Annotated in this window: 12 protein-coding genes, 10 tRNA genes and 1 rRNA gene (1 of these 23 cut by a window edge); 22 read left to right on the top strand and 1 reads right to left on the bottom strand. The window is 39.1% G+C overall.

Translation table 11 applies throughout. The annotated features are described in order from the left end of the window. The 18 genes from rrf to glmS all read left to right on the top strand — a co-directional run. A 5S ribosomal RNA gene (gene rrf / locus ACN6MT_RS02980) occupies nucleotides 1-93 on the top strand (it extends 23 nt beyond the left edge of the window). An 11-nt stretch (nucleotides 94-104) separates the two neighbouring features. Continuing rightward, nucleotides 105-179, top strand: a tRNA-Asn gene (locus ACN6MT_RS02975). A gap of 26 nt (nucleotides 180-205) precedes the next feature. Then, nucleotides 206-278 (top strand) — tRNA-Thr (locus ACN6MT_RS02970). A gap of 20 nt (nucleotides 279-298) precedes the next feature. Continuing rightward, nucleotides 299-373, top strand: a tRNA-Glu gene (locus tag ACN6MT_RS02965). A gap of 31 nt (nucleotides 374-404) precedes the next feature. Next, nucleotides 405-480: transfer RNA gene (locus ACN6MT_RS02960), tRNA-Val, on the top strand. A 65-nt stretch (nucleotides 481-545) separates the two neighbouring features. Further along, nucleotides 546-621 (top strand) — tRNA-Thr (locus tag ACN6MT_RS02955). Between the two features lie 14 nt (nucleotides 622-635). Then, nucleotides 636-720, top strand: a tRNA-Tyr gene (locus ACN6MT_RS02950). 47 nt (nucleotides 721-767) lie between these two features. Beyond that, nucleotides 768-842 (top strand) — tRNA-Gln (locus ACN6MT_RS02945). A gap of 1 nt (nucleotide 843) precedes the next feature. Beyond that, nucleotides 844-916, top strand: a tRNA-Lys gene (locus ACN6MT_RS02940). Between the two features lie 56 nt (nucleotides 917-972). Next, nucleotides 973-1047: transfer RNA gene (locus ACN6MT_RS02935), tRNA-Gly, on the top strand. A 3-nt stretch (nucleotides 1048-1050) separates the two neighbouring features. Then, nucleotides 1051-1126: transfer RNA gene (locus ACN6MT_RS02930), tRNA-Ala, on the top strand. 282 nt (nucleotides 1127-1408) lie between these two features. Continuing rightward, the gene (gene rocF, locus ACN6MT_RS02925; RefSeq protein ID WP_419954746.1) at nucleotides 1409-2305 is read left to right on the top strand and encodes an arginase; all 897 of its coding nucleotides are present in this window, start codon (nucleotides 1409-1411) and stop codon (nucleotides 2303-2305) included. A gap of 210 nt (nucleotides 2306-2515) precedes the next feature. Further along, nucleotides 2516-3079, top strand: coding sequence for an RNA polymerase sigma factor SigW (gene sigW / locus ACN6MT_RS02920; protein WP_419954745.1), 564 nt, complete (start codon nucleotides 2516-2518; stop codon nucleotides 3077-3079). 16 nt (nucleotides 3080-3095) lie between these two features. Beyond that, the gene (locus ACN6MT_RS02915) at nucleotides 3096-3719 is read left to right on the top strand and encodes a zf-HC2 domain-containing protein (RefSeq protein WP_419954744.1); all 624 of its coding nucleotides are present in this window, start codon (nucleotides 3096-3098) and stop codon (nucleotides 3717-3719) included. Between the two features lie 132 nt (nucleotides 3720-3851). Next, nucleotides 3852-4685, top strand: a complete 834-nt coding sequence (gene cdaA, locus ACN6MT_RS02910; protein ID WP_419954743.1) for a diadenylate cyclase CdaA — start codon at nucleotides 3852-3854, stop codon at nucleotides 4683-4685. Next, a complete protein-coding gene (locus ACN6MT_RS02905) occupies nucleotides 4678-5907 on the top strand; it encodes a YbbR-like domain-containing protein (RefSeq protein WP_419954742.1) in 1230 nt (409 codons plus the stop codon). The genes cdaA and ACN6MT_RS02905 overlap by 8 nt, the downstream gene beginning before the upstream one ends. Before the next feature lie 37 nt (nucleotides 5908-5944). After that, the gene (glmM, locus tag ACN6MT_RS02900; RefSeq protein ID WP_419954741.1) at nucleotides 5945-7294 is read left to right on the top strand and encodes a phosphoglucosamine mutase; all 1350 of its coding nucleotides are present in this window, start codon (nucleotides 5945-5947) and stop codon (nucleotides 7292-7294) included. Nucleotides 7295-7760: 466 nt separating this feature from the next. Next, nucleotides 7761-9563 carry a glutamine--fructose-6-phosphate transaminase (isomerizing) gene (gene glmS / locus ACN6MT_RS02895; RefSeq protein ID WP_419954740.1) on the top strand — a complete coding sequence of 601 codons (1803 nt, stop codon included), beginning with the start codon at nucleotides 7761-7763 and terminating at the stop codon, nucleotides 9561-9563. Nucleotides 9564-9792: 229 nt separating this feature from the next. Here the strand turns inward: glmS and ACN6MT_RS02890 are convergent, their stop codons facing one another. Then, a complete protein-coding gene (locus tag ACN6MT_RS02890) occupies nucleotides 9793-10461 on the bottom strand; it encodes a GntR family transcriptional regulator (RefSeq protein WP_063255579.1) in 669 nt (222 codons plus the stop codon). A 436-nt stretch (nucleotides 10462-10897) separates the two neighbouring features. Between ACN6MT_RS02890 and ACN6MT_RS02885 the strand changes: the two genes are divergently transcribed. The 4 genes from ACN6MT_RS02885 to ACN6MT_RS02870 all read left to right on the top strand — a co-directional run bounded on the left by ACN6MT_RS02885 (nucleotide 10898) and on the right by ACN6MT_RS02870 (nucleotide 14917). Further along, complete coding sequence (locus ACN6MT_RS02885; RefSeq protein WP_419954739.1) at nucleotides 10898-11914, top strand: zinc-binding alcohol dehydrogenase family protein; 1017 nt, start codon at nucleotides 10898-10900, stop codon at nucleotides 11912-11914. 50 nt (nucleotides 11915-11964) lie between these two features. After that, on the top strand, nucleotides 11965-13014 hold the full coding sequence (locus ACN6MT_RS02880) for a DctP family TRAP transporter solute-binding subunit (RefSeq protein ID WP_419954738.1): 1050 nt from the start codon (nucleotides 11965-11967) through the stop codon (nucleotides 13012-13014). Between the two features lie 65 nt (nucleotides 13015-13079). Beyond that, nucleotides 13080-13643: a TRAP transporter small permease gene (locus ACN6MT_RS02875; protein WP_419954737.1), complete on the top strand. Its 564-nt coding sequence runs from the start codon at nucleotides 13080-13082 to the stop codon at nucleotides 13641-13643. After that, on the top strand, nucleotides 13640-14917 hold the full coding sequence (locus tag ACN6MT_RS02870) for a TRAP transporter large permease subunit (protein ID WP_419954736.1): 1278 nt from the start codon (nucleotides 13640-13642) through the stop codon (nucleotides 14915-14917). Before ACN6MT_RS02875 ends, ACN6MT_RS02870 begins: the two co-directional genes overlap by 4 nt. Nucleotides 14918-15950: the final 1033 nt, after the last annotated feature.

The raw sequence follows: 15950 nt of genomic DNA, 5'->3' as shown, positions 1-15950 counted from the left end.
CACACCCGTTCCCATACCGAACACGGAAGTTAAGCTTCTCAGCGCCGATGGTAGTTGGGACTTTGTCCCTGTGAGAGTAGGACGTTGCCAGGCCTTTATATTGTTCCGCAGTAGCTCAGTGGTAGAGCTATCGGCTGTTAACCGATCGGTCGTAGGTTCGAGTCCTACCTGCGGAGCCATTTTTATTTTAAAGATTATTGGCTATGCTTCCATAGCTCAGTAGGTAGAGCACTTCCATGGTAAGGAAGAGGTCAGCGGTTCGAGCCCGCTTGGAAGCTTACCTGTTTACTAAATATATGGCCCCTTGGTCAAGCGGTTAAGACACCGCCCTTTCACGGCGGTAACACGGGTTCGAATCCCGTAGGGGTCACCAACGTTTTTTCGCAACATAACGTACCATATATGGAGGATTAGCTCAGCTGGGAGAGCATCTGCCTTACAAGCAGAGGGTCGGCGGTTCGATCCCGTCATTCTCCACCAAATTATTTTGCAAAGCAAAATAAACAACATTTTTTCGCGATAGCGAAAATAATGTTCCATATTTCGCCGGGGTAGCTCAATTGGTAGAGCAACTGACTTGTAATCAGTAGGTTGGGGGTTCAAGTCCTCTCGCCGGCACCACTTTTTTTATAAGTGGAGGGGTAGCGAAGTGGCTAAACGCGGCGGACTGTAAATCCGCTCCCTCCGGGTTCGGCGGTTCGAATCCGTCCCCCTCCACCACTTATATTTTTAAAATATATGGACATACTAGTAATTGTACTAAACATTGGGCTATAGCCAAGCGGTAAGGCATCGCACTTTGACTGCGACATGCGTTGGTTCAAATCCAGCTAGCCCAGCCAAGAGCCATTAGCTCAGTTGGTAGAGCATCTGACTTTTAATCAGAGGGTCGAAGGTTCGAGTCCTTCATGGCTCATCATTGTACAAACGGCCCTAAGAGATGGTATCTCTTTGGGTCTATATCTATGAAAAGCGGAAGTAGTTCAGTGGTAGAACACCACCTTGCCAAGGTGGGGGTCGCGGGTTCGAATCCCGTCTTCCGCTCCATATGGGGCCTTAGCTCAGCTGGGAGAGCGCCTGCTTTGCACGCAGGAGGTCAGCGGTTCGATCCCGCTAGGCTCCACCAAGATATTTTTACAATAGTGAAAGTAATCAAGGTTTGACTTAAAAACCATCACACTACATAAAAACTTCGCCTTAAATCACCTTGATTTAAGGCTTTTTTATATTCTTATTCTCATTGAAACTAAAACCTGTATGACAAAAGTAAATGCAATCACTAATCAGCCGTCGAAACATTTACATAACATCCTTTTCTGCCCCGTATATATATACATAATTTTGTCGAGTTGAGTCATTACCTTGAAAGCGGTTAAAATAGTAGATAACAAGGGGTAGGAGGTAGAATATGAGGAAGCTATCTATAATTGGAATGCCGATGGATTTGGGTCAAATGAGACGTGGAGTTGATATGGGACCTAGTGCTATCCGATATGCGGGGATAAATGAGAGACTGAAACCACTATTTGATGAAATTCATGATATGGGTGACATTCCGATTGGAAGACCTGAAGTGGTTATCGATAAAGAATCTAACTTAAGAAATCTAGATCTTGTAGCTGAAAAAAGTACCTTGCTTGCAGAAAAGGTGGACGAAGTCATTCAATCTGGTTCATTTCCGCTTGTTTTAGGTGGAGACCATAGCATAGCTATTGGAACTTTAGCTGGTGTTTCCAAGCATTACACGAACCTAGGGGTAATTTGGTATGATGCACATGGTGATTTAAATACGGCAGAAACCTCGCCTTCTGGAAATATACATGGTATGCCATTAGCAGCGAGTTTAGGGATTGGTCATCGCTCTTTAACTGATTTAGGAGGTTATGCTCCAAAAGTAAAACCAGAGCACGTGGTTATTATTGGTGCAAGGTCTCTTGATGAAGGTGAAAAAATCTTAATTAAAGATAAAGGCATTAAAGTATACACCATGCATGAGATAGACAGGCTAGGTATGGCAAAAGTGATGGAAGAAACAATTGCATATTTAAAGGCAAATACAGATGGTGTTCATTTATCACTAGATTTAGATGGATTAGATCCAAATGATGCTCCAGGTGTAGGAACTCCAGTTATGGGCGGGATTAGTTATCGAGAGAGTCACTTGGCAATGGAAATGCTTGAGGAAGCAGGGATTATTACATCAGCAGAGTTTGTAGAGGTTAACCCGATTTTAGACGAAAAGAATAAAACAGCAAGGGCGGCAGTTGAATTGATGGGCTCCTTGTTTGGTGAAAAATTACTATAATCATAAGCAGGCAGCTTTCCCAGAAAGCTGCTGTTATTTTTCCTTCCACTACTTCCTTCCAACTTTTAAAAAACTTTTAAGCTTCCCTTTATCCAAAATAGTTAATATTTGTTAATATAAAAAGTATGTAAGAAAGAAATTATTTATAGTGAAACCTTTTTGCTATTGATTCGTAAGATTGTATAGCTGTATTGGAGCTGAGAAAAATAGATGGAAGCCCTTATAAAAAAAAGAATTAAACAGGTTTTAAAAGGCGATCAAGATGCTTTTGCTGAAATTGTTGAGCTATATAGTAATAGTATTTATCAGTTAGGTTATCGAATGCTGGGAAACCGCCACGAAGCAGAAGATATTGCACAGGAAGCTTTTATCCGTGCATATGTTAATATCAAATCATTTAATCAGGATTTAAAGTTTTCAACTTGGTTATTTCGGATTGCAACAAATTTGTGTATTGACAGGATGAGGAAGAAAAAGCCAGATTACTATCTTGATGCAGAGGTCTCGGGAACTGACGGCCTCACGATGTACTCGCAGCTGGCATCCAATTCTCCTTTACCTGAAAATGAGTTAGAAAGTCTTGAACTTCAAGAATCCGTTCAAAAGGAAATTTTAAAGCTTCCTGAAAAATACAGGTCTGTTATTGTTTTGAAATATATTGAAGAGTTGTCTTTAAATGAAATAAGTGAAATTCTTGATTTACCATTAGGTACAGTCAAAACGCGAATCCATCGAGGACGTGAGGCGTTACGTCAACAATTACGTTATGTGTGATAAGAGGTGAAACACGTTGAAGTGTGATGAAGAAATCGTTGAGTTAATGCATGAATATTTAGATGAAGAAATTGACCCCGAAAATGAGATGATTTTAAGAAACCACCTCAAAAGCTGTAAGGACTGTGAGACTCTGTTCAATGAATATAAAAGAACGATTGCAGTTGTAAAAGGAACATCTAGAATGCAGGCACCTCCCAATTTTACTGCGAAGGTAATGGCCAGCCTGCCAAAAGAAAAGAAAAAAGTCAGCATGCAAAGATGGTTACGAAATCATCCATTAATTGCGGCAGCGTCATTATTTTTAATCCTTATGGCAGGAAGTGTATTTTCAACTTGGAATCAGGAACGTGAGTTTTCCGTCTCCAAACAAGAGAATCTAGTTGTTCAGAACGGTACTGTGATTGTACCGGAAGGAGAAGTTGTCAAAGGTGATGTAATTGTCCGAAACGGCGAGCTAAGAATTGAAGGTGAAGTCCAAGGTGATGTCACAGTGATTAATGGGGAACAGTATTTAGCTTCCGCTGGCCATGTAACAGGGCAAATAGAAGAGGTTAATGAAGTCTTCGACTGGATCTGGTATCACATGAAAAGAGTCGCTTTCGAAGTAATTGATATCTTTAATGAAGGTGAAGAATAATAGTAAGAAGTCACTCGTAGTGAGTGATTTCTTTTTTAATGATTTAGATTAGAATGATTAATAATAAGTACATGTTTAATTTATGGTATAATAAATTGGTTATAAGTTAGACAAATTTACGGAGGAAAAACAATGCCGTTTTTTGAGGATTTTACTATATGGAAGTATTTAGCTAGTATTGTTGATATTCTCCTTGTTTCTTGGGTTATTTATAAACTGTTAAACCTAATAAAAGGAACAAAAGCCGTACAATTATTAAAAGGAATCGTTGTTATTCTCCTAATAAGAGTTGTTAGTGAGTTTTTTGGTCTAAATACGCTTAGCTGGTTAACGCAGCAAGCGATTGATTGGGGATTCCTAGCTATTATCATTATCTTTCAGCCGGAACTTCGGAGAGCACTCGAGCAATTAGGCAGAGGGCGCTTTTTTTCACGAAGCAATGGACCGGATGATGAGGAGCAGGAGAAAATGGTGGATGCCATTGTTAAGGCGACCGACTATATGGCAAAACGGCGTATTGGTGCCTTGATTTCCATTGAGAGGGAAACAGGGATGAGTGATTACATAGAAACGGGTATCCCGCTAGATGCGAAAATTTCTTCCGAATTACTCATAAATATTTTTATTCCAAATACACCGCTTCATGATGGGGCAGTTATACTCCAAAAAAATATTGTAGCTGCCGCTGCTTGTTATCTTCCCTTATCCGAAAGCCCTTTTATCTCAAAGGAGCTGGGCACCAGACACCGGGCTGCTTTAGGGATAAGTGAAGTCACAGACAGTATTACAATAGTTGTTTCTGAAGAAACCGGAAATATTTCCTTAACCAAAAATGGGGAGCTTCATCGAAATTTAACATTAGACGCATTTAAAGAATTGATTTCTCATGATTTAATTATTACTAGTACGAAAGTAAAACCGGCTTCTTCAGCTCGTTGGAACTGGAGGGGGAAAAATAATGGATAAACTGATGGATAATCCTTGGTTTATAAAAATATTGGCATTATTAATGGCGGTCCTGCTTTATTCTGCTGTTCCAAATTCTGGAGGGAAAACAACAGAGATAAATGTACCAGGGGAAAATACCACAGAAACTTTAGCTGATATTCCAGTAAAAGCTTATTATGATACCGAGAATCTTGTAGTTTCTGGAATCCCTGATACGGTGGAAGTAACCATACAAGGTCCAATGCCGCATGTTCAGTCCGCAAAGGCTTTAAAGAACTTTGAGGTTTTTGTTGATTTAACCAATGCTAAAATAGGTAATCAAAAGGTGAAATTTGAAGTTAGCGGGTTATCCGAAAAGTTAAAAGCAACAATCGAACCTAGCTCTTTAACCGTAGCCATTCAAGAGAAAGTAACGACCGAGTTTTCGGTTGAAGCTGAATTTAATAGTGAACTGATAAAAGATGGTTATGCAGCGGGACAACCCTCCGTTAAACCGAAAATGGTGAAAATAACAGGTGCGAAAGATGTAATTGATCGAATTACATATGTTAAGGCAGCGCTTGGTGGCAGAGATCTCCTTGAAAGTACAGTCTCAAAAGAGGTACAGGTACAGGTACTTGATAAGGAGTTCAATAAACTCAATGTAGTGGTTGAACCGGCAACAGTTGAGGTCACCATACCAATAAAAAGAAATGAAAAAACAGTTCCTATTAATATTTTAGAAAAAGGAACGCCGCCAGCAGGGGTCACGATTGAATCCATTGGCTTGGATGTGAGTGAAGCAGTAATATCTGGTGGAGAAGATGTACTAAAAGATACTGATAGTGTCCGAGTTGAGGTCGATGTAAGTAAGATAAGTGAAAATACGACGATTACTTTACCAGTGATTATCTCAAATGGAATAACGAAAGTAACACCTGAAACAGTACAGGTCACCGTAGTCGTTAAAAAAGAGGAAGAGACGACTGTATCAGGCATTCCTATAAATATCAGGGGATTATCTGAACAATATGAAGCGGTTATTAGTGACCCATCCAATCAATTAGTAAATTTATTAGTCTTTGGACCCGGCGCAGCTTCTAAAGTTCTTGGACCAAACAACTTCAATATATTCGTTGATTTAACAGGATTTACAGAAGGTAATCATAATGTACCAATTCAAGTCAATGGACCATCTGATGTAAATTGGAAACCTGATAAATCATCAGCAAAAATTACGATTACGAGAGACAACGCATAAAACACAGCAGTATACACGATAAGGAGCGATTTTGATAATGGGAAAATACTTTGGAACCGATGGCGTCCGCGGAGTGGCGAATAGTGAATTAACACCTGAATTGGCATTTAAGCTGGGACGTTTCGGTGGGTTTGTATTAACAAAGGACAAGGACAGACCAAAAGTGCTGATTGGTCGTGATACTCGGGTTTCAGGACATATGCTTGAAGGAGCACTGGTTGCTGGATTACTTTCAATTGGTGCAGAGGTAATGCGCTTAGGTGTGATTTCAACACCAGGTGTCTCCTATTTAACAAAAGCACTGGGGGCTGAGGCGGGAGTAATGATATCTGCTTCGCATAATCCGGTGGCAGACAATGGTATCAAATTTTTCGGACCTGATGGATTTAAGCTTTCTGATGAGCAGGAATATGAAATTGAAGAATTAATTGATATGACAGAGGATCAATTACCTAGACCGGTTGGTGCTAATCTCGGCCAGGTCATGGATTATTTTGAGGGCGGACAAAAGTATCTTCAATATTTGAAAAATACAGTGGATGAAGATTTCTCTGGTATCCATATTGCTTTAGATTGTGCTCATGGAGCTACTTCATCACTTGCGACACATCTATTTGCTGATTTGGATGCAGACATTTCAGTTATGGGTGCTTCACCGAATGGCATTAATATTAATGCTGGAGTTGGTTCGACTCATCCAGAAGCCTTAGCGGCAATAGTGAAAGAGAAAGGTGCCGATGTGGGATTATCCTTTGATGGTGATGGAGACCGTTTAATTGCAATCGATGAAAAGGGTAATATTGTAGACGGTGATCAAATTATGTTTATTTGCGGTAAGTACATGAAGGAACATGGCCGTCTAAAGCATAGTACAATTGTTTCCACCGTAATGAGTAATTTAGGATTTTATAAAGGTCTAGAAGCGCTTGGAATTCACAGTGTACCAACAGCCGTGGGTGACCGCTATGTTGTGGAAGAAATGAAGAAAAATGGATTTAATCTCGGTGGTGAACAATCTGGACACATCATTTTCTTGGATTACAATACAACAGGAGACGGCTTATTAACGGGGCTGCAATTAGTTAATATTATGAAGGCAACAAAGAAAACATTATCTGAATTAGCGGCAGACATGAAAAAATTCCCTCAGAAGCTTGTTAATGTTCGTGTAACAGATAAGCACCATGTAACAGATAATGAAAAGGTGAAAACCATTATAGAGCAGGTTGAAGCAGAAATGAACGGAAATGGACGTATTCTCGTTCGTCCGTCTGGTACAGAACCTCTTGTTCGTGTAATGGCAGAGGCACCAACTGAAGAATTGTGTGAGGAGTATGTAGACCGAATTGTTTCTGTCGTAAAAGCAGAAATGGAATTAAAAGAATAGTTTATGGTATATTCTATATGCATAGGGAACCTTAATGAGTCCCTATGCATATTTTATTTTGTAACTGGTAATAGTAAACAGGTTTGTCTTTTATTATTTAGTTGACGAATGTTGGTTCATCAGTTACGATTAATTTGCTTTGTTTTTCAAAAGCAAACATATTTTTACAAAAGGAGGATAGCAGGAAAAAAGTATAACCAAAAGCGCCTGAACTAACCATGGTGGGTTAGTTGACGAGGAGGAGGTTTATCGAATGTTCGGCGGATACCTCCCGGTTGAACGCACAACCGATTGTTTCTTCTTTAAAACATCGAGGCAACTCGGTGCACAAAGAGAAGGAAATGCGCATACTAAACATAGCAACAAAAAGAAAAAGGTATATACAGATACCTTTCAAAACAGAGATAAGGGGGCAAGGTGAGCCTCCAAAGCATTCTTGCCCCCTGTATCAGGGAGGAAAAGAAAAATGTGTGGAATCGTTGGATATATTGGATTAAATGATACAAAAGAAATTTTACTAAAAGGCTTAGAAAAGCTTGAATATAGAGGATATGACTCAGCAGGTATTGCTGTTATGAACGAAACTGGAGTTCATGTTTTTAAGGAAAAGGGACGTATTGCTGATTTACGTAAGATCGTTGATGTGAATGTTTTGGCTGAAATCGGAATTGGACATACACGCTGGGCTACTCATGGTGTGCCAAGCAGAACAAACTCCCATCCACACCAAAGTACCTCTGGACGTTTTACGTTAGTTCACAATGGAGTAATTGAAAACTACGATCTTTTAAAGCGCGAATATTTAGCGGATGTTTCGTTTGCTAGTGAAACTGACACAGAAGTCATTGTACAAATGGTCGAAAAGTTTGTAAACGAAGGCTTAGAAGTGTTAGAGGCTTTCCGTAAGACACTGGGTCTGTTACACGGTTCTTATGCCCTTGCTTTATTGGATGAAAAAAACAGTGATACGATTTTTGTTGCAAAAAACAAAAGTCCATTACTTGTTGGGTTAGGTTCTGACTTCAATGTTGTGGCAAGCGACGCGATGGCAATGCTTCAAGTAACAAATGAATACGTAGAGCTAATGGATAAAGAAGTTGTAATCGTTAAAAAGGACACTGTAACCATTCAAAACCTTGATGGGGAAACAGTTACTCGTACTTCTTACGTTGCCGAACTAGATGCAAGCGACATTGAAAAGGGCACATATCCTCATTACATGTTAAAAGAAATTGATGAGCAGCCTGCTGTTATGCGCAAGATTATTCAAGCATATCAAAATGAACAAGGTGAATTAACAATTGACCCTGAAATCATTAATGCTATGAACAACTCCGACCGTGTGTACATTATTGCCGCTGGAACTTCTTATCATGCAGGTCTTGTTGGAAAGCAATTCATCGAAAAATTGGCTAAAATTCCTGTTGAAGTTCATATTTCTAGTGAGTTTGGCTATAATATGCCACTTCTCTCTGAGAAGCCTCTATTTGTCTTTATATCTCAGAGTGGTGAGACTGCCGATAGCCGTGCCGTTCTTGTTAACATTAAAGAAATGGGCTATCAAGCATTAACGATTACAAATGTTCCTGGTTCAACTCTCTCCCGTGAAGCAGATTATACACTATTGCTGCACGCTGGACCTGAAATTGCAGTAGCCTCTACTAAGGCGTATACGGCACAATTAGCTGTTTTAGCGATCTTAGCGGAAGTGACAGCGAAAAGCCGTAATCTTGAGCCGGGCTTTAACCTTATCCATGAACTTGGTCTTGTAGCGAATGCAATAGAAGTCCTTTGTGATTCAAAAGAGATTATTGAGCATATTTCCAGAGAGTTTTTAGCGGTAACACGCAATGCCTTCTTTATCGGACGTGGAATTGATTACTATGTCGGTCTAGAAGGTGCATTAAAGCTAAAGGAAATTTCTTATATCCAAGCTGAAGGCTTTGCCGGTGGAGAATTAAAGCATGGAACCATTGCTTTAATTGAAGAAGGTACACCAGTAATTGCGTTAGCAACGCAAGAAAGCGTGAACTTAAGCATTCGCGGTAACGTAAAAGAAGTTGTGGCCCGCGGTGCAAACCCATGCATTATTTCTATGAAGGGTTTAAACATGGACGAAGACAGTTTCGTCATTCCAGAAGTACATGATTTATTAACACCACTTATCTCTGTAATACCATTACAATTACTTGCCTACTACGCTGCACTGCACCGTGATTGCGACGTTGACAAACCACGTAACCTAGCTAAATCGGTAACTGTGGAGTAACAAAGGCAATATGTGAATAAGCTGTTATATCTACCCTAAAACGAGTGAAAATTGGAGTATTTCCTCCAGTTTTTCTCGTTTTTTTTAATCCTGAGAGGAAAAGACAGAAAAGGGAGACTAAATTAGTCAACTCCATTGGCTTAGGAATTGCATAAAAACAAAAAAACAACCTCTTACAGTTTAATACCCACCGAAGAGATTGTTTTTGTTCAGCCATAACGGGAGGGATTTATCTTGCAAAATCGTTCCAGCATAGCTCTGATTCTTTTTTTAGGCTTTCGATATGAAGCTTTAATACACCTAGGAAAGTGGGGAGATTACGTTCCCGCATGGCTTCAACTAAACGATGGTGGTGGCTATGTCTTTTAATTGTGCTTTCAAGGGAGGTTGGATGCACAATACGAGACAAGGCAACATGTGTATTTAGAGAACCATATATATCCTTGATCTTTTTATTATTTGACCATTCAACTAAGGCTTTATGAAATGCAACATCTAATTCAATATACAACTCAAAAGGGAATGGATTCACCGCTATTAACGAATCCATTTTCTCTACAATATTTCCCCATTCTTCAAGTTGAGTATCGGAGACTGTGTGGATAATTTTCTGTGCTGCCCACATTTCTATCATTAAGCGTGCGTCAAGGACTTCAATAAAGTCAGTAAATTGTAATTGTGTGACATAGGTTCCTTTACGAGGGACGATTTCGAGCAGGCCTTCATGAACAAGCTGATTAATTGCGCTTTTTACTGGAGAACGACTTACTTCGAACTCGTCTGCAAGCTTATAAATATCTAGTTTGTCACCTGGTTTATATTTTCCATCAATAATCTTTCCCCTAAGTACCTTATAAACTTGGTTCGTTAAAAGTGAAGTTTCGATTTCACTGGACAAACTCTATTCACCCCCTTGATCTTAGATTGTAATGTGTAACATATCACAAATGAATAAAAGTAAATATTAGTAAAATTAAGATACAATAAAAATTATAATGAATGATCTGCAAATCGTCAATTCTTTTTGAAAGGAGATCTTCAAGTATTAGTGTGGAGATAACAGATTTTCATATTCTGAGTCAACTCACTTATCAGTCAATGTCAACTCACTTATCAGTCAATTCAAAAAAGTGTTGACAATTAGTCAGAAGGCATTTATTCTAAAAATGTGAAGTGTGACATGTCACACTTCACAAGAAATAAACAATGTATTTTTAAATGAAGGAATTATGTTATGGATTATATGTAAACGCTGCCATTAGGGGATGGTTCTATGTCTGTAGACACAATTAATTTTTCATTTAGATTTCAAACGGAAAAGAGAGGAAGACAACATGAAAAGTCTTGTTTGTGAAAAACCTAATCAGTTTGTTATGAATGATGTTAAAAAGCCTTCTATAAAAGAAGGTGAAGCATTAATTCGTATTCGTCGCGTTGGCATTTGTGGAACGGACTTTCATGCCTATCGAGGGCGCCAGCCGTATTTTAGTTATCCGCGGGTGTTAGGTCACGAATTGGCAGGGGAAATTGTCGAAATTCAAACCAACCAAAAGAATTATGTTATTGGTGATCAAGTAACGATTATTCCTTATCTAGAATGCGGAGTATGTATTGCATGCCGTAATGGAAAACCAAATTGTTGTACAGAGTTAGAGGTTTTGGGGGTACATACTGATGGTGGTATGCAGGAATATATGACAATTCCTGTTTCTCACTTAATGAAAACGAACGATATCACGTTAGAGCAAGCAGCTACAGTCGAATGCTTGAGTATTGGTGCACATGCAGTGAGACGTGCAGACATTAAACCCTCTGAATTTGTGGCTGTCATCGGTGCTGGACCGATTGGTTTAGGGGTAATGAAATTTGCTAAACTAGCCGGAGCAAAGGTGATTGCCATAGACGTGAATGAAAAACGGTTGGACTTTTGCAAAAATTGGGCAGATGTTGACTATGTGATCGATCCTTCTTCTTCTAATGCCATTGAAGAAATCAAGAAAATAACAAATGGTGATTTTGTAAACGTTGTCTTTGATGTTACTGGTAATGTAAATTCAATGAATAACGCATACAAATATGCTGCTAATGGCGGACGACTTGTTTTTGTTGGACTGGTTCAGGCAGATATTTCTTTCCCCGATCCAGAGTTTCATAGAAAGGAATTAACTCTATTATCAAGTCGAAATGCGACAAGGCAAGACTTTGAGTATGTAATTCAAACCATTAAACAAGGGCAAGTGAATACCAATTCCTTTATTACCTCAAAAACTTCGTTTGAGGAAATTATTGGAGAATTTGAAACCCTATCTAAACCAGAGTCAAACACAATAAAGGCAATGATTACATTCTAGTTCAGTTAAATACGGGGGAAAAACACAATAAAAAAAGGGGAGATAAGGTAATGAAAAAGTGGAGTATGATTTTAGCAATCGTTTTTATGATCACAACTATTTTAGCTGCTTGCGGAAGTAAAGCTGATCAAGCATCGACTAACAAGGATAGTAAGGGCAGCGAGGGCAGTAAAGACCAATCTTATACAATCAAGGTAGCTAATTACTACGCAATCGATCATCCTCAAAATGTTGCACTGAAGGAAAAGTTTAAACCGCTAGTTGAAGAAAAGTCGGGTGGAACGTTAAAAGTAGAAATCTATGAAAACAATAAACTAGGCGGGGAAAAAGAGTTTTATACCGGTGTTCGTAATGGGACAATTGAGATGGGGATCCCTGGAATGATTATGCAGGCGGATGTTCCTAAAATGGGTGTTATTGAAAGACCCTTCTTAGTAAAAGATTTCAAACATGCAAAGGCAGTATTGGAAGGTCCTATCGGAAAAGAAATGACGGATGAGCTGGCAAAGGTTCATGGTGTTCATACGTTAGCATGGACTGCCAACGGCTTTAGAATGGTTTCATCGAATCGTGAGGTTGCCAGTATGGATGATTTTAAAGGACTAAGACTGCGTATGCCTAATACACCTGTGTTTGTAGAGTTGGGTAAAGCATTAGGAGCCAATGTCTCACCAATGCCGCTATCTGAAGTATTTACAGCAATGGAACAAAAAGTAGTTGATGCGCAAGATAATCCAATTGGGGTTGTTAAGTCTTCTGGCTTTTATGAAGTTCAAACACACATTTTAGAGTCGCGTCATGGCTTTACTCCCAATGTACTTATTGTAAACCAAGCCTTTTGGAATAAGCTATCCGATAATCAAAAGAAGGCTGTAGAAGAGGCTGCGAAAGAATATGCTGATTACGAGTGGAAGCTATCTGAAGAAAACTACGAATCTGATAAAAAGTTCCTCATTGAAAAAGGGATGAAATTTGTTACTCCAAATGAAAAGTTCCTGAATGAAATGGAAAAATCCGTTCAGCCAATGTACGAGTCTTACTATAAAGAATATCCTTGGGCAAAAGAAATGGTAGAGAAAATTAAACAGCAGGGAAATTAATCATATTGAAAGAGTGAGGGTTCTTATGGAACCCTGCTCTACTTTTTTGTAAGGGGATGTGTTTAGTGGAAGTATTGATCCAAAAGGTTAATTCCTTCTTAAAATTTATCATCGCACTATTTCTCTCACTTATGGCGATCTTTGTATTTGGAAATGTTGTATTGCGCTACGCCTTTAATTCAGGAATTACATGGTCTGAAGAAGTATCACGGTTTTTATTTATCTGGTTAATTTTCTTAGGTGCCATTCTTGCATTGAAGGATAATGAGCATTTAGGAGTCGACTCGATTGTAAAGAAGCTTCCATTAAAAGGGAAAAAGATTATGTATATAATTAGTAATTTACTTATGCTCATCACGCTGATTCTTGTATTCGACGGAAGTTGGAAGTTGACCGTAATGAATATAGACCAGTCAGCACCTGCTACAGGTATGTCTTATGCCTATATTTATATGATTGGTATGGTTATGAGTGTATGCATGGGCCTTATAATTATTCTAAGACTATTTCGGGTTTTCTTTAACAAAATGAGTGAAAATGAATTTATCATGACTACCGACTCGGAGGAACTTGTCGAACAAATTGAGCTTGAACATACGAATAATGGAAAGGGAGTGAAGACGCCATGACATTGGCCGTTTTTGTAGGTTCACTTCTAGGTGTAATGGCGTTTGGCGTTCCCATTGCTTTTGCACTTTTACTCAGCGGCATTATTCTCATGTTGTTTTTGGGTAATTTTGATACGCAAATTTTAGCAGCCAACTTAATTGATGGTGCAGATAATTTTCCGCTTATGGCAATTCCCTTCTTTATTCTTGCTGGAGAGTTAATGAACGCAGGAGGAATATCCAAACGTATCATTAGCTTTGCGATGGCCTATGTGGGCCATATTCGTGGTGGGTTAGGGTACGTAGCGATTCTTGCGAGTGTTTTGTTTGCCGGATTATCCGGTTCAGCTGTAGCGGATACAGCAGCGCTTGGTGCCATTCTTATTCCGATGATGGTAAGTGCAGGGTACAATAGGAACCGTTCGGCAGGGCTAATTGCGGCAGGAGGAATTATTGCACCAATCATTCCTCCTAGTATTCCGATGATTGTATTTGGGGTGACAGCAGGAGTTTCTATTTCTAAGTTATTTATGGCTGGCATCGTTCCCGGCTTGTTGCTTGCGATATCATTAACCATAACATGGACAATTGTAGTTAGAAAAGATAAGACAGTTGCCCAGCCGCGTAAGACAGCTAAGGAGAAATGGCAAGCCACACGCTCTGCCTTTTGGGCATTACTTATGCCGCTCATTATTATCGGCGGATTACGGGGTGGTATTTTCACACCGACCGAAGCGGCTGCTGTTGCTGCTTTTTATGCTTTGTTTGTTGGATTGGTCATCTATCGGGAATTAAAGTTTAAAAAACTTTATGAGGTATTAGTGGTTGCAGCCAAAACAACTAGTATTGTCATGCTTTTAGCTGCGGCAGCGATGGTATCCAGTTGGTTAATCACAGTGGCCAATATACCTGGCCAACTTATCACATTGCTAGAGCCGTTTATGGATCATCAACTTTCGCTGCTCATCATCATCAATTTAATTGTCCTTATTGTTGGAACGGCGATGGATGTAACACCAACTATATTAATTCTTACACCGGTACTTATGCCTGTGGTCACACAAGCAGGAATTGATCCAGTATTTTTTGGGTTATTATTCGTATTGAATAACTGTATCGGTCTTTTAACACCACCTGTTGGAACAGTTCTTAATGTTGCGGCAGGGGTAGGGAAAATTGGTATGGATGATATCATGAAGGGCGTTTGGCCATTTTTAATTGCAGAAATTATTATTCTAATCATCTTAACTCTCTTTCCATCCATCGTTATGGTTCCCTTACAATGGTTCCATTAAGAAAGCTGGTTGGGGCTGGCTTTAACTTCAGAATCGTCCTTGGGGACTATGCTAAACGGATGATTATTATAATGGTTCCTATGTTGATTAATAATTGAGGATGCCCCAAAGTTAACTTTGGGGCGTCCTTTTATTGTGATTATATTAATAACCTATATGATGATTGAAATCGAAAAGTCGTTATCATAAAGTGCTCATGATGACCAATTTTAATGGGAATTTCAAAAAGGTGGTAACCATGAAGCGGTCATGATGACCGAAATCCAAGAAAATTTAAAAATGTGGTAACCATGAAGTGGTCATGATGACCGAAATCCAAGAAAAACCGAGAAAGTGGTAACCATGAAACAGTCATGATGACCGAAATCAAGGGAAAATCAAAAAAGTGGTAACCATGAAGTGGTCATGATGACCGAAATACAAGAAAAACCGAGAAAGTGGTAACCATGAAACAGTCATGATGACCGAAATCAAGGGAAAATCAAAAAAGTGGTAACCATGAAGTGGTCATGATGACCGAAATACAAGAAAAACCGAGAAAGTGGTAACCATGAAACAGTCATGATGACCGAAATAAAGGGAAAATCAAAAAAGTGGTAACCATGAAGTGGTCATGATGACCGAAATCAAAGAAAAACCGAAAGTGGTAAACATGAAGCGGTCATGATGACCGAAATCCAAGAAATTTAAAAATGTGGTAACCATGAAGTGGTCATGATGACCGAAATCCAAGAAAAACCGAGAAAGTGGTAACTATGAAACAGTCATGATGACCGAAATCAAGGAAAAATCAAAAAAGTGGTAACCATGAAGCAGTCATGATGACCGAAGTCAAAGAAGAATCAAAAAAGTGGTAACCATGAAGCAGTCATGATGACCGAAATCCAAGAAAAATCAAAAAAGTGGTAACCATGGATCCTGTAGATCTACTAGAATACACAGAGATCCTCATTCCTTCAATAAGACCTCAAAATATGAATACTTCCCATGTCCCATTAATTTATAATTCTTAGTTAAGAACTTTCGGCTCGTC

The organism is Neobacillus niacini, from assembly GCF_048572935.1.
GTDB classification, from domain to species: Bacteria; Bacillota; Bacilli; order Bacillales; family Cytobacillaceae; genus Neobacillus; species Neobacillus niacini.
The sequence above is the reverse complement of the archived record's forward strand: the minus strand, read 5'-3'. Positions and strand labels throughout refer to the sequence as shown.

Excerpts from the sequence above, each read along its gene's own strand:
- cdaA (WP_419954743.1), top strand. The coding sequence starts at position 3,852 with ATGCCGTTTTTTGAGGATTTTACTATATGGAAGTATTTAGCTAGTATT.
- rocF (WP_419954746.1), top strand. The coding sequence starts at position 1,409 with ATGAGGAAGCTATCTATAATTGGAATGCCGATGGATTTGGGTCAAATG.
- ACN6MT_RS02870 (WP_419954736.1), top strand. The coding sequence starts at position 13,640 with ATGACATTGGCCGTTTTTGTAGGTTCACTTCTAGGTGTAATGGCGTTT.
- ACN6MT_RS02880 (WP_419954738.1), top strand. The coding sequence starts at position 11,965 with ATGAAAAAGTGGAGTATGATTTTAGCAATCGTTTTTATGATCACAACT.
- glmM (WP_419954741.1), top strand. The coding sequence starts at position 5,945 with ATGGGAAAATACTTTGGAACCGATGGCGTCCGCGGAGTGGCGAATAGT.
- ACN6MT_RS02905 (WP_419954742.1), top strand. The coding sequence starts at position 4,678 with ATGGATAAACTGATGGATAATCCTTGGTTTATAAAAATATTGGCATTA.
- ACN6MT_RS02885 (WP_419954739.1), top strand. The coding sequence starts at position 10,898 with ATGAAAAGTCTTGTTTGTGAAAAACCTAATCAGTTTGTTATGAATGAT.
- sigW (WP_419954745.1), top strand. The coding sequence starts at position 2,516 with ATGGAAGCCCTTATAAAAAAAAGAATTAAACAGGTTTTAAAAGGCGAT.
- glmS (WP_419954740.1), top strand. The coding sequence starts at position 7,761 with ATGTGTGGAATCGTTGGATATATTGGATTAAATGATACAAAAGAAATT.